The sequence below is a fragment of the Flavobacterium sp. KH_001 genome (assembly GCF_057840745.1).
The window spans coordinates 3,538,456-3,563,332 of the sequence record NZ_CM174520.1 but is presented as its reverse complement, the minus strand read 5'-3'; the positions used below and the strand labels follow the sequence as shown (position 1 = coordinate 3,563,332).

The following is a 24,877-nucleotide window of genomic DNA, read 5'->3' as shown; positions in this document are numbered from 1 at the left end:
GAACAAAGGTATATTAAAAATTTAAACACCCAAGTTTTAAGAGTTTTTTTTGCAAAAAAAATGTTAACTAAAATTTTAGTAAAATTTTAAGTCACTTCAAACAAGACAGTTACTCGTTTATATAAAATCTTTTCATAAATACGAATTTTCTTAAATTTTAAAGATTGCATTAAAAAAATCACCTCTTTTTAAAACTCCGATGCTGAGATAATCGATGCTTTTTTTTTCACACTCCCCGTTCCTTAAAAATCTTCTAAAAAATGGTTTATATATTCAAAATGTCTAACATCAGATTTCATTTTAAACTATCTTTATAGTAAGAAACCTTCATTTTTATACTATGAACGATAAATCATTACTCAGAGGTTCTATTTTCAGACATCTTGATGGCTTAGCTGTTGCTCCCGTAGCAATTGCACTTAAAAAAAAGGAAGTTTTAGCGTTTATCCTAAACAAAAAGAATGTACAGCTGACAGAACTTGTAACTATTTTTAAAGCAAATGAAGGTTATCTGAATGTTGGTTTGCGGATTTTGGCTTCACAAGGCTTTTTAGATTATGATGTCAATAACGAAACACAGGAAATTAAGATTTCCGTTAATGAAAAGACAGAAATAGCTTTTTCATTGTTTCATCTTTATCAGGATGTTGTTGATTTACTTCACTTTTCGATACAGTTTCATACCCGCATTTTTGACGATGTGCCGTTTGAAAAACTCAATATTATTTTTGAAAAATATAAAAAGGGATATGGAATTAAACCCTCCGAAGATGTTCTGACAAATACCATTCAGGATCAGGTTTTAAAACATATTGAAGGTTATCTGATTGCGCCCACTATAGTTCGTTTGGCAATGAATGGCATGTTTCATAAATATTTTATGGAGACTTCTTTTAAACCGGAAGAGTTTCATAAATCGCCTGAAAATTTTAAAAAAATATTGGACTTTCTGGTGCATCTTGGATGGTTTATCGAAAAAAATGGCAATTATCAGTTTACAGAAGTGGGTTTGTTTTTTGCAAAGAGATCAAGTGCTTATGGCGTGACCGTTTCTTATTTACCAACATTTGCCAAAATTGAAGAATTAATTTTTGGAGACCCGGCTGTTTTAAGAATGATAGCCGATGGCGAAAATGAAATTCATGTAGATCGTGAAATGAATGTTTGGGGAAGCGGCGGTGCTCACGACACTTATTTTAAAGTGGTAGATGAAATTATTATTAAACTTTTTAATTTACCAATTGAAGAACAGCCCAAAGGAATTCTAGACATGGGTTGTGGTAATGGCGCTTTTCTGCAACACATTTTTGAAGTAATCGACAGGCAAACTTTAAGAGGAAAAATGCTGGATGAGTATCCATTGTTTCTGGTGGGTGCCGATTATAATCAGGCTGCTCTTAAAGTAACCAGAGCTAATCTTATAAAAGCAGATATTTGGGCAAAAGTAATTTGGGGAGATATTGGTCGCCCTGACCTACTTTCAGATGACTTAAGAGAAAATTACAATATTGACCTGAAAGATTTGCTGAACGTGAGAACATTCCTGGATCACAATCGCATTTGGACAGATCCGGAGTATATCAACCAAAATAGAATTAGTACCTCAACTGGTGCGTTTGCTTACAGAGGTAAAAGAATCAGTAATAATCTGGTAGAAGATAATCTCCTGGAACATCTGCAAAAATGGTCACCCTATGTACGAAAATTTGGTTTGCTTCTGATTGAGTTGCATACCATAAATCCAAAATTGGCTGCCAGTAACTTAGGAAAAACACCTGCAACGGCCTATGATGCCACACATGGTTTTTCTGATCAATATATTGTTGAGATTGATGTCTTTAATAATGTTGCTGCAGAAGCAGGATTATTTCCCGATAAAGCAATTTTTAAACGATTTCCGGAAGCTGATATCGCTACGGTAAGTATTAATTTATTGAAAGGAAACTAAATGAAAAAACCTCCAAAATCAATGACTTTGGAGGTTTTACTTTTTATAAATTTCTTTAAAGAATTAAGATATCAGTACTCTTTTATATTTAGGTATGTCTTTTAAAACAATTCCCGTACCTCTTACCACAGCTCTTAAAGGATCTTCTGCAATATATACCGGAAGATCTGTTTTTCTTGAAATTCTTTGATCAAGTCCACGCAACATTGCCCCTCCACCAGCGAGATACAGTCCTGTATTATAAATATCTGCGGCGAGCTCAGGTGGTGTCAAAGAAAGCGTTACCATAATCGCATCTTCAATTCTAAGGATTGATTTATCCAACGCTTTTGCAATTTCTCTTGAAGTAATTTTGACTTCCTTCGGTTTTCCTGTGAGTAAATCCCTTCCACGAACCAATAAATCATCTGGTGGAGAATCTAATTCTTCAATTGCAGCACCTACATCTATTTTTATCTGTTCGGCAGTAGCATCTCCAATATATAAATTGTGATGCGTTCTCATAAAATAAAGAATGTCATTGGTAAAAACATCTCCGGCAATTTTTATGGATTTGTCGCAAATTATTCCTCCTAAAGCAATAACTGCAATTTCTGTAGTTCCTCCTCCAATGTCAACAATAATGTGTCCTTGTGGCTGCATCACATCTAAACCTATTCCGATTGCAGCGGCCATAGGTTCATGAATTAAATACACCTCTTTTCCGTTTACTCTTTCACAGGATTCTTTTACAGCTCTCATTTCCACTTCGGTAATACCGCTGGGAATACAGACTACCATTCGGAGTGCGGGAGTGAAAAAGTTCTTCTTTAATTCGGGAATGTTTTTAATAAACCAGTTAATCATTTTCTCCGATGCATCAAAATCTGCAATAACGCCGTCTTTAAGCGGTCGGATCGTTTTAATATTTTCGTGTGTTTTACCCTGCATTAAGTTAGCCTCTTTGCCCACAGCAATAATTTTCCCACTCCTAATATCTTTGGCTACAATCGAAGGACTATCCACAACGACTTTTCCATCATAAATTATTAAAGTATTAGCGGTGCCTAAATCCATAGCAATCTCCACTGTCATAAAATCAAATAAGCTCATAATATAATTTTCTATAAAGAATGAACGCTTTTGTTACTTCTTTATTCTATGTCAACACAAACTTTCACTTTATTTTATAATAATTTTGGGAGTATTTGTTATTAATTTTTAGATAGTTAGAATAATTTTCTGATTAAAATGAACTTTTAAAATTTGGTTTGGTAAAAAATTAAGAATTTTGCGCAGACATAAATGCGGAAGGAATTGCCCATAAGCGAAAATATAAGTTGTGCTTACATAATCTAAGTCCGCTAAGCTTTTTGAACTTTGTGTTTTTACTAAACTTAAATGAAAATAGTTTTAAAAGAGGGCAAAAAAAAACCTCCAAAATCATTTGATTTGGAGGTTTTTTATATATTGTGAAAGAAGATTACATTTCGTTCAAATCGTTGAATTCGTGTAATGATTTTAATGTGCTTTCGTAAAATAAAATGGCAGCGATTAAATTCCCTTTATCTGAATAAGGCATCATTTTTCTTTGAAACTCTACTGTTGTATCTAAGAAAGTTGTTGTTCCAACTGCTTGTCCGTCTAATACTTTTTTGTGCTCAGAATCGTCTGGTATACCTAAGTCTGCCATAGTAACACCTGGTTTAGTAACCAAAGCAATATAAGGTAGCGTTTTTACTAAAACTTTTATACGCTCAATGTATAATTCCAAAAGTTCACCTTTTTGCATACCACTTAATTCTTTTTGATCATGGTATTTACGGATGATAGCTGTTGTACTGATAATACTTCTTGGAGCATTTTTCGCCTGTGCTGAAACAGCTTCAGTTGATAAGAAGAAAAGGAAACTAAGTAGGAAAATTGTGCTTTTCATTTTGAGAATGTAATTGGTTGTTAATACGACAAAAATATATAAATTAACTTAAACTGCAACAGTATTGATTTCTTTTTTTTAATTTAAATTTAACAATCAGCCTAAAAATTAAATTGGCATAATCCATATAGAAAAAAGGCTGCTTACAAAAACCACTCTTTACAGTTGTTTATCAACACATTAACACACTTAGGATTTAATTATTCTAAAACGTCCCGGGTATTTTATATATATACTTTTTTTGTTGCCATAATAATCCATGAAGTCTTCGCAAACAAAAACGGCATGTGCAGTTGACCAGGCAACCACTCCGCAGAATTCACTTCCTGATTCGCGCTTTAATTTTTGTATTTCTTTGCCTTCTTTAAATCCTAGATATTTGTAAATTGTTGGAGTGTATACTTCACCTTCTTCTAAATCCTCTAGTGCTTTATCAAAAGTTGACTTCTTATCAATAATTTGTTTATACTTTGCCATTACAGCATAGGTCAATACGGCATAATCTGTTATTTTTTCACTCTCACAATTTTCTTTTATAAATACAAAGTCAGCAGAAAATTTAGCTTTGTTTAATTCATCATTTTTCAGGTTAAATGATGCACTATTTTTTAGTGTAATTTTATAGGTAGTGTCGTTTACTTTTTCAGTCACAAAAAGATTGTCTAGTCCATAAACATTTAAAGCAGCTTTAATAAAAGCAATCGATGAGCAATTGGTACGCTCTCCTTGTTTAAAGCTTTCAAATATTTTATCCGCGCTCAATTGTGAGTAAGCATTGGAACAAAAGAACATTAATAATATAACTATTGAACTAACAAATTTCATTTTATGTTGTATTTTATAATTTCCTCATACCATTTTTGAGGATTCATAGATTATACAAATCTATTAAAATCAATTCATAGTTTTTTTTTACTTCTTATTTTTTTTCAAAGATTGTAAATTGAAATCTAAAAAAAAAGGGCAATTTAGGCAGATCTAAAATATGTATCAATTAGCACTTAAGCACATAGACCAAAAAAAACGCCTCAAATAAAGTTTGAGACGTTTAGTTTTTATTTTTTTTCTTCATTATCCATTTTATCATCTAATTCAGGTGCTTCACCTTTAAATTCATGAGTGTCAACATCATAATTTTCATCATTTGTTAAAACCTCATCATGTTCCTTATATTGATGTTTTCTTGTATCACTTCGGTCAGCACCAATTTTTTGATTAGTGCTTTTCGGATTTTGATTATTTGTGTTCATAATAATACGTTTTAAAGTTTAAATAAAATTACTTTAAATGTCTCCTTATACCCTTATATAATCATTTCTAAAAATTACAAAATACCACCTTAAATATCCTAACAATAAGTATTTCTCTATCTTGCTGTTAAATTTAGAGAAACTGTTTGCATATTTCCTGTTCCATCATTCCGTTCTGCAAAAATTTCAATATAATCTCCTGTTTTCATTTGCACCGTTCCTATGATTGGCAAGGCTATTATACCGGAAGTGGAGAAAAGACCACCACTGGGTCTGCCATATACCTTCGTTTCAGTAATTACAGTTCCATTCCTTGCTATATAAAGAATCAAAGTTGCATCAGCGTTAGTCTGGTAGGAAACTGAAGCAGATACTTGAAAATATCTTGTTTTAGTTCCTCTGTACATTATTCTATTTTCTCCCTCTTTAGTAAAACGAAATAAATTATTAGAAGTAGTTGTACCCAACACTTTTACTCGTGAACCATTAGTACCCAGTGGAGTTGTCACAGCGCTCCCAACCGCAGCAATAAGATTAATATCACCAGTAGCATCACTATCTCCTTCTCGAGGAATACCCGGTGAATCGACCGTCCAGGCATTGCTAAAATTATATCCCGGATAAGTTAATGTAGGGGTATAACGGTTAATAAATACGGGAGAGCCACTTGTAGCAGAAAAAACCGTACCTAGCAAAATTCCGGTTCCCACGGCAGTACCAGTCAAAGTACTTACATCCATTGCTACATCGCCAGGATCACAAGTGCTAAAACCACTGTTTTTTTGTATTAAACTAAAGGAACCTGTAAATCTCTCAAATGTTCCAGTATTAGAACTAAACCAGGCCTGATTACTTAGTAACAAATTTCCAATATTAGAATATGTAATACCACCTGTATTAGTTACAAACTGAACAATATTGCCAAAATATAATCCCAAACCTGAAATAGTTCCTACACCTCCAGTCATTCCCCTTACAACAGTGTTCTGAACCAAAAGCGAAGAGTCAGTTGCTATTCCGGGACCGGTAATATTAAAAGCACTTGTTCCCTGTAAAGTAACATTTCTAATACTGCCTCCAGTACTTCCTTGAAAAACTACTCCTGGAGCTTGTAAAATATCTTCATTTGTGTCAAGTCCGGCTACATAAGCATTGTTTAAATCAATAGGAGCTGTTAAAACTATGGTACCATTAATTTCATAGAGGGTATTTGAAGTTAATAAATATCTTGTATTCCCTCCTGCTAATAATTCTGGTGCCAGGTCTGTTGCCGATTTAACCAGTTTATAATTGTTTCTTAAAGCGGAACCTTCATTAGCAATTTTGACCCATGAGGTGGTAGTTAAATTATAGTAATAAAAGGCTTTTACAGTAGTGTCATAAACTAATAAACTTTCAGCAGGAGTAACAATTGCAGTTCGTTGTGCTGTTGTCATTCTAGGTGCTAACATACCTTTTGTTGTAGAAGTTATATCTAAAACAGAACTTCCATTTGGAGTAACAGTACCAATACCAATTTGTGCATGACCAAGGAAGGTTAAAAAGAAGAAAAACAGTACTAGTACATTTCCTGTATTTTGCGGAGTAGATATATTTATCATAATTTCTCTATTTTTGGTTGCTTTGATTTCCTATTTTAAATTTTAATTATCTGGCTGAATTTGAAATAACCACTTTCTCTGTCAATTTTTCATTGTCTGTTGTTAAAAACTCAACTATATAAATTCCATGACTTAAGCCATTAGTTGAAAAAGAAAAATTGGAATCTGCTCCCAAATCCTTTTTCGATAAAACTACCTTCCCCAGTATATCGTAGATTTTAAAAGCCTTAATCACTATATTATTGGGATTTGATGCTTTTAAAGCGTTGTTATTATTATCCTGAAAAATTATAAATTGATTGCGGACTTCTTCAGAGACGCCAAGTGTTTCACTTGTAAACGTGATTTTAAATCTGTCTGGATATATTCCAGGGGCAACCGTTATCTGATAACCTTCATTTTTGATATCGTGGTAAGATTGATCCAGACCATCATAAAGATAAATTGGCTGTGAGGTGTCAAAGTTTTTTACTTCCGGAACATAAAATTTAAAAGTAGCACTGGTAGCCGCTTTTACTGTCAAGGGTATTTTTTTTGTTGGATCAAAATTTACTCCCTGAATAACATAACTACCATTTTCAATCCAGAAAGCCACATCATTTGGAGGACTGGTATCCATGTTCAAAGCATCAATACCGATATCTACACCGTCTGTAGCCTCCGGCAAAAAAGCCAATGCCAATTGTCGGGTAAACTTATTGTCAATAATTGTATTTAATTTAAAATACTGGAAAATACCTGCTTCATCATTATTGGCTATTTTATTAGCTGTATCTTTTGTCTGTTTTTCAAACTGAGAAACACCTACCCCTTCTTTAGTAAATACACGATGTGCATTTTTAAAGGTCGCTGTACCATTAGCATTGGCAAAAACTACAAACCCCTGACCTATTGGTGCATATCTGCGGGGAATTGATAATGAAGAAGACAAACCTGTTGTATTCAAAGTTCCATCCTGATTATAAGAATTGAATGTTGCCGGCACATAAACACCATCAACACCTACAGACATTGGTGAATAACTTCCATATCCACCTCTATAAGCAGCGAGATAATGAGAATTTACCGTTTTGTCCTGTTCCCAAAAATAAGCAATCCCACCAGTTGCCACATTATCCGAATCTAAAAGAAAAGCATTTAAATGTAATGCCGATGGATATGGATTACCTGTTAAAGTTGAATTATTAGCACCTAAATTGATAGTAATATTTCCATCGTTTGGTTTTCCTCTAAAATCATATCGCTGGGCACTTCCCGGATTGTTGGGTACTCCCGTTCCTTCAGGGTCAGTAGTATCTGTTCCGCTGGCTCCTTTCATAGAAAAACCTTCTCCGGCAGCAATTGTACTTGCCCCTCCTACAAATACCCATTGCGAGTAATTATTTGCATTTATTAGCTTATGTATCCAAACTGATGAAATAGCAAGCGGATTAGCTGTTCCGTTATAACTACTCACCACTATTGCAACATTTGACAATATAGATGTGGTGGGTTGATTGAGCATTGTAATGCCAAAATTTTCATTTCCTACTGTGGCAGAAGCATTTCCAACAGGCGAACACCAATAATTATATTCAAAGTTATCACTGGTACCTTCCTGATAGACGGATAATTTTCCTTGTCCGGTATTGGTTGATGCAAGAGTCGTACCCTGAATTAATTGTCCATTATTTCTCAGATACAAGTTTGAGTTTGCTTCTAAGTTAATGTTCTGTTGTACAAAAAGAATTTCGCTTTTAACGTACATATTTGCAGTTGGTCCAAAATAAATCTGGGCAAAACATTTTGAAGTACTAAGTACTAATAAAAATAATATTCTTGTCATAATTTCAAATTAGAGGTACAACAAAACAACTTAGAGATTTTATAACTAAGCTTTCTTTTTATTTACAATCAGAAAGCCTAATAAAATAGCAGAAGCAACTAAAAACAAGATTTTATCATTAATGGTTGCAGGTAATCCTACGGGAGGCGGAATCGTGGGCGGAGGTGGTCCCTGGCCCTGAAACGAATATATATAAGGAGAGAAAAAAAATAATAAAAATACCAGTAACACCATTTTACATTTCATAATATTTAATTTTGGGGTATTAAATAGCTGCAAAAAAATCTTAAAGAAAAAATTAAGATATTTTCAGATGAAAGTTGGAATAGGAGAAATTCTACTATTCCGATTTAGATTGCATAAGGCAATGTCCTTATGCTTTACGTGTTTTGGTGTCATAAAATTATGATTAATCTTACATTAATTTTTATATTTTAAACCTGATATTTTATATAATTCCCACATTAACAGTATTGTTGTAAAAAACAACCGTCCTTACAAGTTTTCAATTGTCTATTATAATTTTTCGCCAAAAAATGTAAACAAGTCTTGTACTCGTACTCTTTTGTTTTAAATTTGCCGGCATAATCAAGCAAGTGATTAAATAATTTTTCTGGGAGATACTCAGGAATAAATGACCTAATTCAAGGAAGTAAAAAGTGGAGAATAAACAAACGAGCTGGAATATTTGTCACGAATGTCAGGGACGAGGCAAAAAAAGTCAAAGGCTCAGTAAGAAAGTACGACTCCGCTACCAGACAGAACTTGACCTATTTGAAAAATCGAAAGACGAAGGATCTGCTCCAATTCGCCCTAAAGCGCACTTATACCAATGTCTTAACTGTTCTGGATCTGGATTACTTCCTTCTGACATCTCTCCTATTGCTGATAATGAAAACTATCCACACATTGCCATAATTGGTGGTGGCATTGGTGGAGTTGCTCTTGCAGTTGCTTGTTTACACCGTGGTATTCCTTTTACTCTCTATGAACGCGATACTAATTTTGAGGCACGATCTCAAGGTTACGGACTTACGCTGCAACAAGCTAGTAAAGCCATTGAAGGATTTGGAGTTTTTTCTTTAGAAGCAGGTGTAACTTCAACAAGACATTTGGTTCACACTACTAATGGGAAAGTTATTGGAGAATGGGGAATTAGAAAGTGGCTACAATCAGAGGCTAAAAATTCTCTAAAGCGTACCAATATTCATATAGCCCGTCAATCTTTGCGTTTAGCTTTGTTAGAACAACTTGGCGGAGACGCTAAGGTACAATGGGGACATCAATTAATAGATTTTAAAGAAACTGATAACGAGTCTGTTGATTTAACTTTTCAGGTTAATGGAGAAATAAAAAACGTTAAGGCTGATCTTGTCGTCGGCGCTGATGGAATTCGCAGTTCTGTGCGAAGATTATTGATTGGTGAAGAAATTACTCCTTTACGTTACCTTGGCTGTATTGTAATATTGGGAATTTGTCCCTTAAGTGCGCTCGAAAATCTTGATAATTCTTTACTCGATTCGGCTACTGTATTCCAAACCGCCAATGGCAATGAACGTATCTACATGATGCCTTACACGTCTGACACTATAATGTGGCAACTTAGTTTTCCAATGGCCGAAGAAGATGCTAAAGCTTTAAGCGCACTAGGAACACATGCTCTCAAAGAAGAAGCTTGTCGCAGAACACAATGGCATGCTCCTATTCCACAGATTTTGGCAGCAACTTTGGAAACTCAAATTTCCGGCTATCCCGTATACGACAGAGAATTACTTACTTCAGAATTATTAGGAAAAAGTGGAAAAGCTACTTTGATTGGAGATGCTGCGCACCCAATGAGCCCGTTCAAAGGACAAGGCGCAAACCAAGCATTACTGGATGCGCTCTCGCTTGCTAGAGGCATTGCAAAAGGATGTAAATCTTTAGCTCATTGGAAGAAAAATGGTCTAAGAGAAAGTGTTTTAACCGAATTTGAATCCGAAATGTTAGAACGCAGTGCTGTTAAAGTGAAAGATTCTGCTGAGGCTGCGGAATTCCTACATTCTGACATTGTGCTTCATGAAGGCGATGAACCCAGAGGAAGGTGTTTAAAGAAAAAAGATCTTTAGCCCTCTTCTACTTTATATAATTCGGCGAAACACATTTCTGCCAGTATTCCACTATACTTTTTATCATATCTTTCATTTCTATAAAATCGTATGGTTTTATAAAAAATCCCTGTACCGATTTTGAATAGGCTTCTACAACATGTTTTTGTTCTGCACCTGTAGTAAAAAATAAGTAAGGAATGGACTTCATTCTCAAATCTTCATTTTCATGAATTTTTGAACGCAGTTCGATCCCATTTAATTTTGGCATATTTATATCTGAGAAAATAATAAAAGGCTCGATAGCGGTTGCAGTCAGGTAATTTAGTGCTATTTCTCCATCACTAAAAAAAATGATTTCATTCTTGTAATGAAGTTCTTTAAATACCAACCCCAGGATTTCCTGATCATCCTGATCATCTTCTATAATGATTATTGGTCCGCCCTTATTCATAAACTCTTCAACTTTAAGGTTAATTACTAGTGGGAAAGATACTCTTTTAAATTAAACGGAATACAAAATTTCCGTAAGCAAATGCCAAAGCTGTTAAAAATCATGATCTTGTATTCACTTACTTTTTATAATACTATAAATAAGTAAGCGTTTAATCAGTTAATTTGACTATATTCGTTAAAAATCATAATTCCCTAAATTTAAATTTAAGGTTTCCGTTCTAATAATTACTAAAATATAGGTGCTTTTCCAGCAAATTACTGCCATTATTTTTCTAAATATAACTTCGTATTATATGAATATCAAAGAAAAAAATGACAAAAAGGAAACACTCCTTTTACCAGATCAAAAAGCTTTTCATGAAAAAGAAAACGATCAAAACAGTACAGCACCAGGCATATCAAAAAAAGGGCTGTCAACTCCGAATAATCAAAAAACAAACAAAACTTTAGAAATTGAGCCTCTAATTACAAAATCTGCCCTTCAGAATAATGAAAAACAGCTGGAAGAAATTCAAATCTTAAAGGAACTATTAAAGGCAAAAGAGCAGCTATTAAACAATCACATCAACGCCATTAATACTACCAATGCTTCAATTGAGTTCGATCTCGAAGGCAATATTTTAAGTGTCAATCAAATTTTTCTTGCCATTATGGGCTATAGTGAAATTGATTTATTGGGAAAACATCATAGTGTTTTTGTTGATCCCTCCTACTCAAAATCGAATGCTTATAAATTATTTTGGAGCAGTTTAAAAAAAGGGATTTATCAAAAAGACGAATTTATTCGCGTTGCGAAAAATGGAAAATTAATATGGCTTTTGGGTAGTTACACACCTATTCTAGACATTCACGGCAAACCCTATAAGATCTTAAAAATTGCTACAGACATTACGCTTGCAAAAACACAATTTTTACAGTTGGCTGTTCAGGCACAAGAGAAGGAAAAAAGAGCCTCTGAATTGGTTATTGCAAACAAGGAGCTTGCTTTTCAAAATGCAGAAAAAGAAAAACGTGCAGCCGAACTCGTTGTCGCCAATAAAGAACTGAAATTTCAGAACGGACAAAAAGAGGAACGGGCATCTGAATTAATCATTGCTAATAAAGAACTCGCTTTTCAGAATAAAGAGAAAGAAAAACGTGCTGCAGAACTAGTTATTGCCAACAAAGAGCTAAAGTTTCAGAACGAACAAAAAGAGCAAAGGGCATCTGAATTAATCATTGCCAATAAAGAACTTGCCATTCAGAGTAAAGAAAAAGAAAAACGTGCCGCGGAGTTGATTATTGCCAATAAGAAATTAGCAGCCGAAAATATTCTGAAACAAAAAAGAAAAGTGGAGAAAGAAAAGCGTGCAGCCGAATTGATTGTTACCAATCGGGAACTTGCTTATCAGGAAAAACGTACTAAAGAATTGACACTGGCAAACGATGAACTCAAGAAAGCTCAGGAAGAACTGGAGTCCTTTTCTTATTCTGTTTCGCACGATCTTCGGGCACCAATACGTGCCATTAATGGATATACACAAATTCTAATCGAAGATCATAGTGATGCCATTGACGATGATGGAAAAAATGTACTCAACGGCATCATAAAAAATTCCAATAAAATGGGAGTTCTTATCGATGATTTACTAGCCTTCAGCAAATTAGGACGTAAACAGGTATCCTCTATGGATATAAATATGAAGTCACTTGTAAATACTGTTATAAGCGATTTAACCATTGAAAAAGGCGAAAACACACCCATATTCGAAATCGATGAACTTGCTCCGGCAAATGGCGATCCATCGCTAATTAAACAAGTATGGATCAATTTGATATCGAATGCAATCAAATATTCAAAATATAAATCAGAAACCCGAATTAAGATAACATCAACTTCCAAAAATGATAAAATCATATATAGCATAAAAGACTGGGGAGCAGGCTTTGACATGGAATATTATGACAAATTATTTGGTGTCTTCCAGCGTCTGCACTCACAGGAGGAGTTCTCAGGAACAGGCATCGGACTTGCAATAGTCCAAAAAATAGTAAACCGACACTACGGAACAGTGTGGGCAGAATCAAAATTAGATGCAGGTGCAAAATTTTACTTTAGCCTGCCAGATATTAAACATTAAAAGATAAAAAAATGAATTACGACGATATTGAAATTTTATTTGCCGAAGACAGCATGGAAGATGCTACACTAACGATACGCGCCTTAAATAAAAGCGGTTTTACAAACAAACTTTTACATGTAAAAGACGGAGCCGAAGCACTTGATTTTATGTACTGTAGAGGAATTTATTCCGAAAGAAATCCAAAATCGCATCCAAAACTTTTTCTTTTGGATTTAAAGATGCCAAAGATGTCCGGAATACAGGTGCTTGAAAAAATTAAAGGTGATATTCAATTTAAATCAATTCCGGTAGTTATCCTGACTTCTTCTCAAGAGGATCCCGATATAGCTAAATGTTACAGTTTGGGTGCCAACAGTTATATCGTAAAACCAGTAGACAGTAGTAATTTTTTTAATGCCATAAAAGATATGGGTATGTACTGGATGATACTCAGTCAGCCAGCACTCTAAAGTTAAAAGCGAACAATTATTTAATCTGAAACTATGATTCCTTATCAAATTAAAAAAGATATAAAAGTTTTGTTATTAGAAGATAATACTGCTGATGCGGACTTAATAGTAAGGCATTTGACAAAATCTGGATTGTCATTTAACTCAAAAATAGTGGAATCCCGAAAAGCTTTTGAAGAATCACTTGATACTTTTTGTCCGGATATTATATTATCAGATTATTCACTACCCGCGTTTGATGCGGGTTCTGCCTTTAAAATAATTAAAGACCGGGAACTCAATATACCTTTTATAATTATTTCGGGTACTATTGGTGAGGAAAATGCAGTAATGCTTATAAAAGAAGGTGCTACAGATTATGTCTCTAAAAATAATTTTTCGTCTTTACTGCAAAAGATTACGCGTGCCCTTAAAGAAGCTGAAGAACTAATTGAAAAAGAAGACCTCCTCCAGAAACTAAGAATACAAACTGCAGCACTACTTATAGCAAATCAGGAACTGGAGTTTCAAAACGCTGAAAAAGAAAAAAGGGCTATTGAATTGCTAAATGCAAATAAAGAGCTGCTTGCCTTCAATTTTATCTCCAGCCATGATCTTCAGGAGCCGCTTCGAAAAATTCAAATTTTCATTTCAATCATGATGGAAAAAGAAATGAAAACCATGACCGAAGACGGAAAAAACAATTTGAACCGTATACATGTCGCAGCAACAAGAATGAGACAACTCATAGAAGACTTGTTAGATTTTTCCAGGGTCAGTACAGTCGACAATCAATACGAAACAACTGATCTACAAGACATTATTGATGATGTAAAATTAGAACTTAATGATACTATCCATCATAAAAAAGCTGTTTTTAAAATAAATAAATTGATGCCGGTTAATATTATGGCCTTTCAATTTAGACAGCTTATTTACAATCTAATAAGCAACTCTCTAAAGTTTTGCTTACCTGAAGTTCCTCTCAAAATTACAATACACTCTTCAATTCTTAAAAATGAAGAATTTAGAGCCCTTAATCTGCCAAACAGTCCACAAATTTGTGATTATTGGAATTTTACTTTTCAGGATAACGGAATTGGTTTCGAAGCGCAGTACAATCAAAATATCTTCGTTATCTTTCAAAGACTACATCACACTGAGGATTATTCCGGAACTGGAATTGGTTTAGCCATAGTAAAGAAGATTGTAGAGAACCACAACGGAATTATAATTGCTGATGGGAATCTAAATAAGGGCGTTACATTTAACATCTACATACCAATTGATAAAAACTTTAAGAAAATCCCGGAAGATTTAAAAACCGATAAACAATTTTCAGAAGTTATTGCTAGTGATTTACATAGCGAATATGAAATGCATTAGTCTCCGTAGATGTTCTGCTAAAATTAATTAAATTAGCTAAAGAATATTTTCTGATCAATTAAAAATCAATTAAATAACATTTTAATCTGATCTAATATCTGCAATGGTATATTTAAATATTTCAAAAAAAACAGACTGTGTAGTTAAATACAACATTAATTTTTCCTTTTATAAATTAAAAGAATGCTTGATAACTTCCCTTTTTATCTTGGTATATTAATAGTTATTTTATTGCTGATTATGATCGCAAATAAAATAAAAGTGGCTTATCCTATTTTGCTTGTATTAGCGGGATTGGCCATTAGTTTTATTCCGGGTGTACCCATAATTAATATCGAACCTGAGCTCATATTTTTTATTTTCCTTCCTCCTCTACTTTATGAAGCTGCCTGGACCGTTTCGTGGAAGGAAATGTGGCGTTGGCGACGAATAATTACAAGCTTTGCTTTTGTTGTCGTTTTTCTTTCAGCGCTTTCAGTAGCACTTGTTGCTAATTATTTTATTCCCGGATTTTCGCTGGCATTAGGGTTTGTATTGGGTGGAATTGTATCTCCGCCAGATGCAGTTAGTGCAGGTGCTATTTTAAAATTCGTCAAGGTACCAAAAGCAATCTCCTCTATTCTGGAAGGCGAAAGTTTATTGAATGATGCCTCTTCCTTAATCATTTTCAGATTTGCTATGATCGCTGTCGCAACAGAGCAGTTTATATTCGTTAAGGCTGCCACAAGTTTTAGCTGGATGATTATTGGTGGAGTTTCTATAGGATTACTAATAGGATGGCTTTTTATGAAAGCACACAAGTACTTACCTACTGATACAAATGCAGATATTGTCCTGACGCTTCTTACACCTTACATTATTTACCTTGCCGCTGAAGAAGTACATTGTTCCGGGGTTTTGGCTGTAGTAAGTGGAGGTTTGCTTTTATCGAATAACAGACATCGTTTTCTTACCAGCAAATCTCGTTTACGCGGTGTAAATGTTTGGGAGAGCCTCTGTTTCATATTAAACGGATTCGTTTTTATGTTAATTGGACTAGATCTTCCACAAATTACCAAAGGTCTTGAAGAAGTAAGCCTTCCTTCAGCAATTGGGTTTGGTGTGCTAATTACGTTGGTTTTAATGGTAAGTAGAATACTTTCTTCGTATGGAGCTGTACTTGTAACAATGATTGCCCGTAATTTCATCACTGTAGCGGATACAAGAAATCCCGGTATAAAAACACCTTTTATACTCGGCTGGACTGGAATGCGTGGTGTTGTTTCTCTAGCCGCAGCACTATCAATACCGGTTTATTTGAATAACGGAAATGGTTTTCCGCAGCGAAACCTTATTTTATTTATCACTTTTATTGTAATTCTTCTGACTTTAGTCATTCAGGGCCTAACGCTGCCCTACTTCATCAAAAAAATTAATCTTACAGATATTTACGATCCCATACCGCGCGAAGAGGCTTATAATACAATACGAAAAGAATTAGCAGAACACGCTATAAATTATCTAAAAACGCATTATAGCGGAGAGGTTGAAAACAATACACCCTTACAGCATCTCATTCAAAAATGGGAACTTCACAGCAACGGAATCGATGACGAATCTATTGGAGAAGAACTTAAAGTTATTTATCTCGATCTGTTAAACGAACAAAGACAATGGCTGATCGATAAAAACAAGGAAGATCAAACTTTAGACGAATCCATAATTAGAAGACAAATGTATTACTTAGATATTGAAGAAGAAAAATTACGCTTTCTTTAGAATTTAATTAATTTGATTGAATACCTGTTTAACGCTAAATTTAAGCATATGAAAATCTTACCATCAAATTCAACGTTACTCATTATTGATGTTCAGGAAAAATTGTTGCCGAAAATTTACGCAAATGAAGAAGTAATAAAAAGTGTAATATGGGCAGTAGATTTAGCACAAACAATAGGAATTCCGCATATTCTCACCGAGCATTGTCCTCATAAAATAGGAACAACACCAGCGGTTTTACGAGATAAATTCGAAGAAAAAGATATTGTAACAAAAGTGTATTTTTCTGCTGTTCGCGAGGGAAATCTTATTGAGAAAATCCAAAAAGAAAGAAAACAAATAATTGTTGCAGGAACTGAAGCGCACATTTGTGTACAGCAAACTGTTCTGGATCTTCTGGAATTGGATTATCAGGTTTTTATTCTTGATTCGGCCGTTGGTACCCGAATTTCGCATGATAAAGAAAGAGCGATCGAACGAATGAGTAAAAATGGTGCCGAAATAATTACACCTGATATGCTGGCTTTCGAGTGGCTTGAAAAAGCAGAAACACCACTCTTTAAAGAAGTACTTAATAAATTTATTAAATAATATAAAAAACCGCAGTATTAGATTCAGAAGAATTTTATACCGTGGTTTTAGTTTTCTACAATTTTTTTTACTTAAATCTAATTTTTAAGATTTAATAAAAGCTAAAATATCAGCATTAATAGTTGCTGCATCTGTTGTTGGCATTCCGTGACATAAACCTGGATAAGTAATCAATTTTCCGTTTTTAACCAATTTAGCGGCTCTTAAAGCTGTTGGCACATAAGGAACAATTTGATCGTCTTCTCCATGAAGTATAAGTACAGGTTTGTCTACACTTTTCAAATCTTCAGTAAAATCCGTTTCCGAAAATGCTTTTATACAATCATAATGTGCTTTAATTCCTCCATTCATTCCCTGACGCCACCAATTATCCTGAATTCCTTTTTTTATATCGGCCCCTTCTCTATTATATCCGTAAAACGGGAAAGTAATATCGTGGTAAAACTGTTGTCTGTTAGTGGCTGTATTCAAACGAATATCATCAAATACTGCTATTGGAACTCCGTCTGGATTATTATCATTCAATACCATATAAGGCGTTACGGCACTAATCAATATTACTTTTGCCACTCTGCTTCCGTATTTTGCAGCATATCTTATGGCTTCTCCGCCTCCGGTTGAATGTCCGATATGTATGGCATCTTTCAAATCTAAAAATGCTGTAAGTTCTGCTACATCAGCTGCGTATGTATCCATTTCATTTCCTTTATACGTTTGTGTAGATCTTCCGTGTCCACGTCTGTCATGCGCAATTACTCTAAATCCCTGATCAAGGAAATATAACATCTGTGCATCCCAATCATCTCCTGATAATGGCCAACCGTGATGAAAGAAAATAGGCTGTCCTGTTCCCCAATCTTTATAATAAATTTCTGTTCCGTCTTTAACTGTAATCGTACTCATTTTACTTTTTTTTAATGGTTATTAATCACTTTAAATTGAATTCACTTTTATAGTTTTTCATACCAGTCCAAAATATAATCGGCCACTATTTCCCATCCGTTTTCTCCACAGATGAAGTGACTTTTTCCCTCAAAAATCTTCAGATCGACACGACTTTTTTTGTCTTTGTATTTATTGGCTAATGTTGTTGTAAGAGAGGGAGGGAAAATATTGTCACTACCTCCTCCTATAAATAGAATCGGTTCGTGTGATGCGCCAAAATCGATATTAGAAAAAGAGTTTAGTACTAGTTCGCGGCTTACTTTAAAGCTTTCAGGCACTGCATAAGTTGCAAAAGCATCTGCTCTTTCACTCTCTGGCAGTGTATTAAAAAAACATTTATCATACCACTCACGGCTTCCCATAAAATACTTTTTACCAGAAAAAAAGCCAAATGCCGGTATAACTGATTTTAATGTTTGTACTGGAGGAAATACATTTTTTGGCGGTGCACCATCTATACTTACAGCTGCAGCCACTTTATTTAATTCTAACAATTTCATCGCCGCCATTCCCGCCATTGAATGTCCAATAACTAATGGTTTTTCAGGAAGACTGTCGATCAGTTTCGAAATGTTGTCAACCACATCTATAAAACCTGTTTTAGTAAGTGCAGGATGTACCTGATTTCTTAAAGCTGCAGGTTTTCCATCATGTCCCGGATTAGGAGGTGTATAAACCGTATATCCTCTTTGTTCGTAATGCGCTTTCCACTTTGCCCAGCTAACGTCATTTACAAAGTTTCCGTGGATGAGAATTATGGATTTTGATTTTGTCATAAGAATTAATATTTAAGGATTAATAATGTATTATCAATGACGATTTTAAAATTTCAAGCTTTAATTACTATTCCAACAACTGTCTTTTTTTGAATAAATGACATTGTTTACCTGAATTTTCAATTCTAAAATACTAATACAATCTTTACACCTAAATTACAAATAACTTATTATCAATCAATTAAATAAAAAATATTTTTTACTACTCGCTACATTTCGCTAATTTTTAATGCCATTTGTGATATATAACAAGAAATAGCTTTTCCTTAAAAAGTAATGGAATCGCTCTGTTATTTATCGGAAAAACTGATAGAAATTATACCTTTTTAAACTAAAAATACTATCCGAAACTGAATATTTGATCCAGCTCAATGATAGAAGTTCCATTGGGTAAAACTTTCGGAGCAATTGCCAATTTCTTCGCCAAAATAGTAGTCGACAATGGCCTGAATTTTCTAAACAACCCTATTGCATTGGCTGCTCTTAGCACATTATCCATGATTTTCTCACCAAATCGATCGGTGCCAACTCTTGACAGCAATCCAGGTTTGAAAATAATATATTGTGGGAAACCTAGTTCTGCAATTTTATCTTCCAGTTTTCCTTTTATCTGGGAATAGAAAACCTTGCTCTTTGCGGCGGCACCATAAGCTGATAACAAAACAAAAGACGGAACTCCGTTTTCTCTTGCTAGTCTTGCAAACGTTGCGGGAATATCAAAGTCTATTTTTGTTTGATTTTCCTTTGATCCGGCGGCTTTAAGCGTTGTTCCTAAACAAGAAAAAAACACGTCGCCAACGATTAAATCTTTATAGGAAGCTATATTAGAAAAATCGATAATTTGTTCTGTCAACTTGGGATGTTGTTTTTCGATAGATCTCCTAACGAAAATAGTAACTGAGGTATAAGCCGCATCTTCTAAAAGTTCGTCAACCAAAAATTCTCCTGTCGAACCTGTTGCTCCAATAACTAATGCTTTCATAATATAATTTTAAAATTCCTTTATAACTTTTTAATATTTTCTCTACGAATTCCATCCCGCAATTGGGTTTCGATTTACATTGTTATCAAAATTTCATTTAAGGTAAGGATATAAAACTTAACTACTTTCGATAGCGTTCTAAAAAATGTAAAAAAAAATGCTAAACTCTTCGTTTAGCATTTTTTTCTTTTAACCTACTTAGAAATTCTTTTATTTTTTTGCGTTTTTAAACTTTATGTTTTACTTCTACAAGTCCGGTACTTTCTCCAAATATACCCGCCTGACTTTCTGAAATCATTTTATGGGGATATCCTAAATCAATTGTGCTTATTTGATTAAGGTTTTCAATCTCTTCGCTGGTAAGTGTAACCTTTAGTGAATTCAAATTATCAGCAAGCTGCTGTTCATTTCTTGGGCCTAAAATTGTCACAGTAGATAACCCGCTATTGTCGTGTTTTTGTCTTAGCCATGCTAAAGCTATGTCTAATATTTTAGTCTCTTTTTCATTAGCCATACTTTCAAGCGCATTTAAAATTTCTGTTTCTCTGTTTCCTGTTTCACCTTTTAGTAATGCACCACCCCACGCCTGCTGTCTTGATGGTTCATTTTGGAGATTAGAACGGTATTTTCCTGTCAGCGTTCCGCCTGCTAATGGTGACCAAAATGCTGCTCCCAGTCCTAAAGACTCTGCCATAGGTAATAATTCGCGATCTGCTCCTCTTTCAATTAAATTGTATTCTATTTGTATTCCTGCAACCGGAGCCCATCCTCGAAGCTCGGCCAGCAATGCAGCATTTGCAATCTTCCACGCAGGAAAATTGGAGAATCCGGTGTATAAAATTTTCCCCTGACGTACCAAATCATCCATGGCTCTCATGATCTCTTCAATTGGCGTTTGTCCGTCTGCAAGATGCGCCCAGTAAATATCCAAATAATCGGTATCTAATCGTTTTAAGCTTTGCTCAACAGAATGAATGATGTTCTTTCTGCTGTTTCCTGTAGTCAATAACGTAGATCCTCCAGTAGAGAATTTAGAAGAAAGTATTAAATCGTGGCGTTTCTCTTTAATAAGGTTTCCAAGGATTTCTTCTGATTGGCCCAATTGGTAACCATCGGCCGTATCAATAAAATTACCTCCCGCTTCAATATATTTATTGAAAATATTTTTCGAAGTTTCTTCGTCTGAACCATGCCCCCAACGTGTTCCAAAGTTTCCTGTTCCTAATGCCAGTTCCGATACTCTAAGTCCGGTTTTCTGTCCAAAAATTTTGTATTTCATAATGCAAAAGTTTAAATTTTTATTTTGTACCAATCGGTACATAATTAGTTAAAAAAAAGCTATTCAATCATTTCAAGATTAAATTTTATAAGCGCTGCCAATGAGGCATCATCCATATTCATTCGTTTGGTGATATTAATTCCGTTCCATAAATTCAGCAGATGGCTTCCAATAAGTTCAGCACTTTTATCCGTTGTGATAAGACCTCTCTTTTTACTTGTCTGAATGATATCAACAAAAATTTTTTCCAATTCAAAAAGAAGTTTTACTACCATTTTTCTGGTATATTCATCTTTTGTTGCCATTTCAACCAAAGCATTTCCCATAAAACATCCTTTCGCCATATCTATATTGGCACTGTCTGAAAGTTCAAGAAAAAACGACTTTAAATATTCAAAAGGGTTTTCACTCTCTCCTATTTCTTTTCTCAATTTAGAAAGTAAATTAGTCGCAAACTGCTGCAGTGATTTTTCGTAAAGTTCTTTTTTGCCTCCTTTAAAAAAAAGGTAAAAACTTCCTTTACCAATTCCCATGGCTTTTAACAATTCTTCGGCTGAAGCCGCTTCATATCCTTTCTCCCAAAAGACCTGAGCGGCTTTTGAAATCACTTCCTGTTCATCAAATATTTTAGGTCTTCCAGCCATTTTGAATTAATTATGGGTCAAAGATATAATATTGTACCGATTAGTACAAAATAAAATTAACTCATTAACAAAAAATTAACAAAACCCATATATAACTAACTATAAGCTATTTACACTTGTTTTTTTTATATTGATATATAGAGAATAAGATGAAGGACAATTTTTTAACTCTCAGAAATTATTGTTTTTCAAAGTAAAGATAGTTGGTGCCACTACTTACATCGCGTAATCTTATTTGCGAATTATTAAACTCAAACAATTTCCAACTATTATTTAGTTTACCTAGCAGTTCTGTACTGAAATTTAGTTTTAACTCTCTAACATTATTCTGTACAGTACTTTCCCAAGTGCCCGTTGCTGAAGTAGTTCCGTTGCTGGCAACTACAGATTTGTCGCTTTTGAAAACAAATGAGTAGCCGTTATAAGAGGAAGTTTTTTCTGAATCGTCAAAATAATAAGGTATTTCCCAGGAACCATTTGTTATAGTTGCAGTAAAATCAAGTGTTACAAGATTATTTTCCGGGCAATAATCAATGGCATATTTTATAGCATTTTCGAAGTCTAAATTATTTGTAATAGACTTTGTTTGATTATGGTAATCCATTATAGAAATTGGATATTGCAATGAAATATATTGACTGCCGTTCAGGCTTTTTATAAAATTAAAAAAAACCTGATCACTTGTAATCGATACAGATCCTGCTGCCTGATTTGCACTGTTATAGGTATTTATTGTAATAGGATAATTAATATTTAATCCATTTATTTTCGATAAAAGATCTGGATACATATTCCAATAATCGATTAAAGAATTAAAATCAGCTTCATTCGGAATGTTTTTTTCGATGTAATTATAGTAAACCATCGTTACCGGAAAACTTATTTTTACAATATCATCATCGGTAGTACTTTCGTTGATATTATCTATTACTTTTTGATAATCTGCTGTGGTGTTAACAGCAATTTGCTCGTTATTAACCGTAACGGTATAAGGTAGTTTTATAGTGCAGTAAGTCGAGCCGTCAATTATATTATCCTGCACTGTTTGCACCATTGCAACCCTTTGCAAATAACTCGTTAGAGGAGAAACATTTGTGATTGTTCCCTGTGTATTATTGTTTTGCTCATCCATTTCACTTTGACAAGAAAGTAAGAACAAGAAAACTGCTATTGACAAATATTTTTTCAGAGGGAACATATTGATATTTTTACAAATGTAATAAAATTTAAGAAACTGGTTTTTAATAAATTCGGCATCAAGGCTTTTGGTTTCATTTTTTCTATTTTTGAATTACGCTAACAAATAACATTTCTTACTTGTATAAAACAATCTGTTTTCCTTTTACCCTACTTAAAGTAAAAACAAATACTTTTACAGCGTACAAACCGAAAATCCAAATGCTAAATAAAAACCAATCAAATACTTGTGACGAAATAATTTTTTCGTCTTTTTTTAAAAGTCAGATAAAAGCACTGCGAAATTTTCTTTTCTACAAATTTGGCAACATGGATCAGGCAGAAGATTTGGCACAGGAAGCATTTGTCAAACTTTGGCAAAACTGTTCTTCTGTACCGCTGGAAAAAGCAAAATCATACATTTATACCATTGCAAACAACAGTAGTCTGAACGAAGTGGCACACCAAAAAGTTGTTTTGAAATATGAAAAAAACTTTACCGGTCTGGACAAAACAAATGAAAATCCAGAATACCTTCTCGAAGAAAAACAATTTCAGGCCAAACTTTTGAAGGCTATTGAAAACCTAAACGAAAAGCAACGTGTTGCTTTTTTGATGCATCGAATTGATGGAAAGAAATACAGTCAAATAGCCTTAGAATTAGACATTAGTGTCAAGGCAGTTGAAAAACGTATTCATTTAGCTTTATTAAGCTTACGTAAAGAAATTGATTTATAAAAGTAGGGTAAATTTAGTTCCACTTGTTTTAATATATAATACTAGTACAATGAAAAAAGATCGATTATTAGCAAAATGGCTCAACGATGATTTATCTCCGGATGAATTAGCTGCATTTGAAGCAAGTCCTGATTTCGAAAAATACCAAAAAATAAAAAATTATACTGCTCATTTAGAAATAGATGATGTGGATGAAAACGCTATGTTGTCTAGTATTCTCAGTCAGAAAAAAGTGGTTCCAAAAGTAGTTCCGCTACACAAAAAATGGATATTTAGAGCAGCCGCTATATTCCTGCTCTTTCTTGGAGTTACTTTTGCAATGAAGTTTTTTGTACCTCAAACCGAAACAGCAAATTACGGGGAAAAAACAACTTTTTTACTACCTGATAATTCTGAAGTAGTATTAAATTCCGGCTCTGAAATAAATTATAAAAAATGGAATTGGGACAACAATAGGCATCTCGAACTAAAAGGAGAAGCTTATTTTAAGGTAGCCAAAGGCAGACGCTTTGAAGTACATACTAGTCTCGGAAAAGTATCGGTTTTAGGAACTCAATTTAACGTTAAAGCCAGAAAAAACAGATTTGATGTAGTGTGTTATGAAGGACGTGTAAGGGTAAATTATGAAAATACTCAAATCTTATTAACTCACGGGCAAAGTGTTAGTTTCGAAAACGGAAAACAAACTAACATTCCAACACGTTCACTTAAACCAGCGTGGACGGACAATCAAATTTGCTTTTATAAAGAAAACATTAGAAGCTTATTAGACGAAGTTGAAAGGCAATACAACATTGCAATCGAATTAAACACAAAAGACACAACATCCTTGTTCACAGGGAAATTGCCAGCTAAAAACCTAGATATCACTTTGCAAATTATTAGTACAACATATCATTTGAAGGCTAAAAAAGTATCGAAAAATAAAATAATTTTTGACGAAAAATAAATGTTGCTCCCCAAACAATT

Annotated in this window: 23 protein-coding genes; 9 read left to right on the top strand and 14 right to left on the bottom strand. The window is 34.0% G+C overall.

Annotated elements, in window-relative coordinates; translation table 11 throughout:
• Positions 1-340 precede the first annotated feature (340 nt).
• On the top strand, positions 341-1,948 hold the full coding sequence (locus AC3ITQ_RS15420) for a class I SAM-dependent methyltransferase (protein ID WP_489235055.1): 1,608 nt from the start codon (positions 341-343) through the stop codon (positions 1,946-1,948).
• Positions 1,949-2,011: 63 nt separating this feature from the next.
• Here the strand turns inward: AC3ITQ_RS15420 and AC3ITQ_RS15415 are convergent, their stop codons facing one another.
• The 7 genes from AC3ITQ_RS15415 to AC3ITQ_RS15385 all read right to left on the bottom strand — a co-directional run bounded on the left by AC3ITQ_RS15415 (position 2,012) and on the right by AC3ITQ_RS15385 (position 8,785).
• The gene (locus tag AC3ITQ_RS15415; RefSeq protein ID WP_489235054.1) at positions 2,012-3,040 is read right to left on the bottom strand and encodes a rod shape-determining protein; all 1,029 of its coding nucleotides are present in this window, start codon (positions 3,038-3,040) and stop codon (positions 2,012-2,014) included.
• Positions 3,041-3,410: 370 nt separating this feature from the next.
• Positions 3,411-3,863 (bottom strand): hypothetical protein, encoded by a 453-nt coding sequence (locus tag AC3ITQ_RS15410; RefSeq protein ID WP_375031801.1) that lies wholly within the window; start codon positions 3,861-3,863, stop codon positions 3,411-3,413.
• 189 nt (positions 3,864-4,052) lie between these two features.
• Positions 4,053-4,688, bottom strand: a complete 636-nt coding sequence (locus AC3ITQ_RS15405) for a hypothetical protein (RefSeq protein WP_489235053.1) — start codon at positions 4,686-4,688, stop codon at positions 4,053-4,055.
• Positions 4,689-4,918: 230 nt separating this feature from the next.
• Positions 4,919-5,113: a hypothetical protein gene (locus AC3ITQ_RS15400; RefSeq protein ID WP_489235052.1), complete on the bottom strand. Its 195-nt coding sequence runs from the start codon at positions 5,111-5,113 to the stop codon at positions 4,919-4,921.
• Positions 5,114-5,229: 116 nt separating this feature from the next.
• Positions 5,230-6,714, bottom strand: a complete 1,485-nt coding sequence (locus AC3ITQ_RS15395; RefSeq protein ID WP_489235051.1) for a hypothetical protein — start codon at positions 6,712-6,714, stop codon at positions 5,230-5,232.
• Positions 6,715-6,760: 46 nt separating this feature from the next.
• On the bottom strand, positions 6,761-8,539 hold the full coding sequence (locus AC3ITQ_RS15390) for a DUF8693 domain-containing protein (RefSeq protein WP_489235050.1): 1,779 nt from the start codon (positions 8,537-8,539) through the stop codon (positions 6,761-6,763).
• Positions 8,540-8,584: 45 nt separating this feature from the next.
• Positions 8,585-8,785, bottom strand: a complete 201-nt coding sequence (locus AC3ITQ_RS15385) for a hypothetical protein (protein ID WP_489235049.1) — start codon at positions 8,783-8,785, stop codon at positions 8,585-8,587.
• A 413-nt stretch (positions 8,786-9,198) separates the two neighbouring features.
• Here AC3ITQ_RS15385 and AC3ITQ_RS15380 point away from each other — a divergent pair, with 413 nt between their 5' ends.
• Entirely contained in the window at positions 9,199-10,647 is a 1,449-nt protein-coding gene (locus tag AC3ITQ_RS15380; RefSeq protein WP_489235048.1) for an FAD-dependent oxidoreductase, read from the top strand.
• A 7-nt stretch (positions 10,648-10,654) separates the two neighbouring features.
• Here AC3ITQ_RS15380 and AC3ITQ_RS15375 read toward each other — a convergent pair whose 3' ends face one another.
• On the bottom strand, positions 10,655-11,080 hold the full coding sequence (locus tag AC3ITQ_RS15375; RefSeq protein WP_489235047.1) for a response regulator: 426 nt from the start codon (positions 11,078-11,080) through the stop codon (positions 10,655-10,657).
• A gap of 295 nt (positions 11,081-11,375) precedes the next feature.
• Between AC3ITQ_RS15375 and AC3ITQ_RS15370 the strand changes: the two genes are divergently transcribed.
• From AC3ITQ_RS15370 to AC3ITQ_RS15350, 5 genes are all read left to right on the top strand, one after another.
• Positions 11,376-13,202 (top strand): PAS domain-containing sensor histidine kinase, encoded by a 1,827-nt coding sequence (locus tag AC3ITQ_RS15370; RefSeq protein WP_489235046.1) that lies wholly within the window; start codon positions 11,376-11,378, stop codon positions 13,200-13,202.
• Between the two features lie 11 nt (positions 13,203-13,213).
• Complete coding sequence (locus tag AC3ITQ_RS15365; protein ID WP_375032874.1) at positions 13,214-13,654, top strand: response regulator; 441 nt, start codon at positions 13,214-13,216, stop codon at positions 13,652-13,654.
• A 33-nt stretch (positions 13,655-13,687) separates the two neighbouring features.
• A complete protein-coding gene (locus AC3ITQ_RS15360; protein ID WP_489235045.1) occupies positions 13,688-15,019 on the top strand; it encodes a sensor histidine kinase in 1,332 nt (443 codons plus the stop codon).
• Positions 15,020-15,202: 183 nt separating this feature from the next.
• On the top strand, positions 15,203-16,777 hold the full coding sequence (locus AC3ITQ_RS15355; RefSeq protein WP_489235044.1) for a Na+/H+ antiporter: 1,575 nt from the start codon (positions 15,203-15,205) through the stop codon (positions 16,775-16,777).
• Between the two features lie 48 nt (positions 16,778-16,825).
• Positions 16,826-17,368 (top strand): isochorismatase family protein, encoded by a 543-nt coding sequence (locus tag AC3ITQ_RS15350; RefSeq protein ID WP_489235043.1) that lies wholly within the window; start codon positions 16,826-16,828, stop codon positions 17,366-17,368.
• Positions 17,369-17,452: 84 nt separating this feature from the next.
• Here the strand turns inward: AC3ITQ_RS15350 and AC3ITQ_RS15345 are convergent, their stop codons facing one another.
• The 6 genes from AC3ITQ_RS15345 to AC3ITQ_RS15320 form a co-directional block, all read right to left on the bottom strand.
• Positions 17,453-18,271, bottom strand: a complete 819-nt coding sequence (locus tag AC3ITQ_RS15345; protein WP_489235042.1) for an alpha/beta fold hydrolase — start codon at positions 18,269-18,271, stop codon at positions 17,453-17,455.
• A gap of 47 nt (positions 18,272-18,318) precedes the next feature.
• A complete protein-coding gene (locus tag AC3ITQ_RS15340; protein ID WP_489235041.1) occupies positions 18,319-19,089 on the bottom strand; it encodes an alpha/beta hydrolase in 771 nt (256 codons plus the stop codon).
• A gap of 340 nt (positions 19,090-19,429) precedes the next feature.
• The gene (locus tag AC3ITQ_RS15335) at positions 19,430-20,071 is read right to left on the bottom strand and encodes an NAD(P)H-binding protein (RefSeq protein ID WP_489235040.1); all 642 of its coding nucleotides are present in this window, start codon (positions 20,069-20,071) and stop codon (positions 19,430-19,432) included.
• Between the two features lie 226 nt (positions 20,072-20,297).
• Complete coding sequence (locus tag AC3ITQ_RS15330) at positions 20,298-21,350, bottom strand: aldo/keto reductase (RefSeq protein ID WP_489235039.1); 1,053 nt, start codon at positions 21,348-21,350, stop codon at positions 20,298-20,300.
• 59 nt (positions 21,351-21,409) lie between these two features.
• Positions 21,410-21,994: a TetR/AcrR family transcriptional regulator gene (locus AC3ITQ_RS15325; protein WP_489235038.1), complete on the bottom strand. Its 585-nt coding sequence runs from the start codon at positions 21,992-21,994 to the stop codon at positions 21,410-21,412.
• A gap of 178 nt (positions 21,995-22,172) precedes the next feature.
• Entirely contained in the window at positions 22,173-23,192 is a 1,020-nt protein-coding gene (locus AC3ITQ_RS15320) for a hypothetical protein (protein WP_489235037.1), read from the bottom strand.
• A gap of 200 nt (positions 23,193-23,392) precedes the next feature.
• On the opposite strand from AC3ITQ_RS15320, the gene AC3ITQ_RS15315 reads away from it, so the two are divergent.
• Together AC3ITQ_RS15315 and AC3ITQ_RS15310 are read left to right on the top strand one after the other, a co-directional pair.
• Entirely contained in the window at positions 23,393-23,908 is a 516-nt protein-coding gene (locus AC3ITQ_RS15315; protein WP_375032884.1) for an RNA polymerase sigma factor, read from the top strand.
• 49 nt (positions 23,909-23,957) lie between these two features.
• A complete protein-coding gene (locus AC3ITQ_RS15310; protein WP_489235036.1) occupies positions 23,958-24,857 on the top strand; it encodes a FecR family protein in 900 nt (299 codons plus the stop codon).
• Positions 24,858-24,877: the final 20 nt, after the last annotated feature.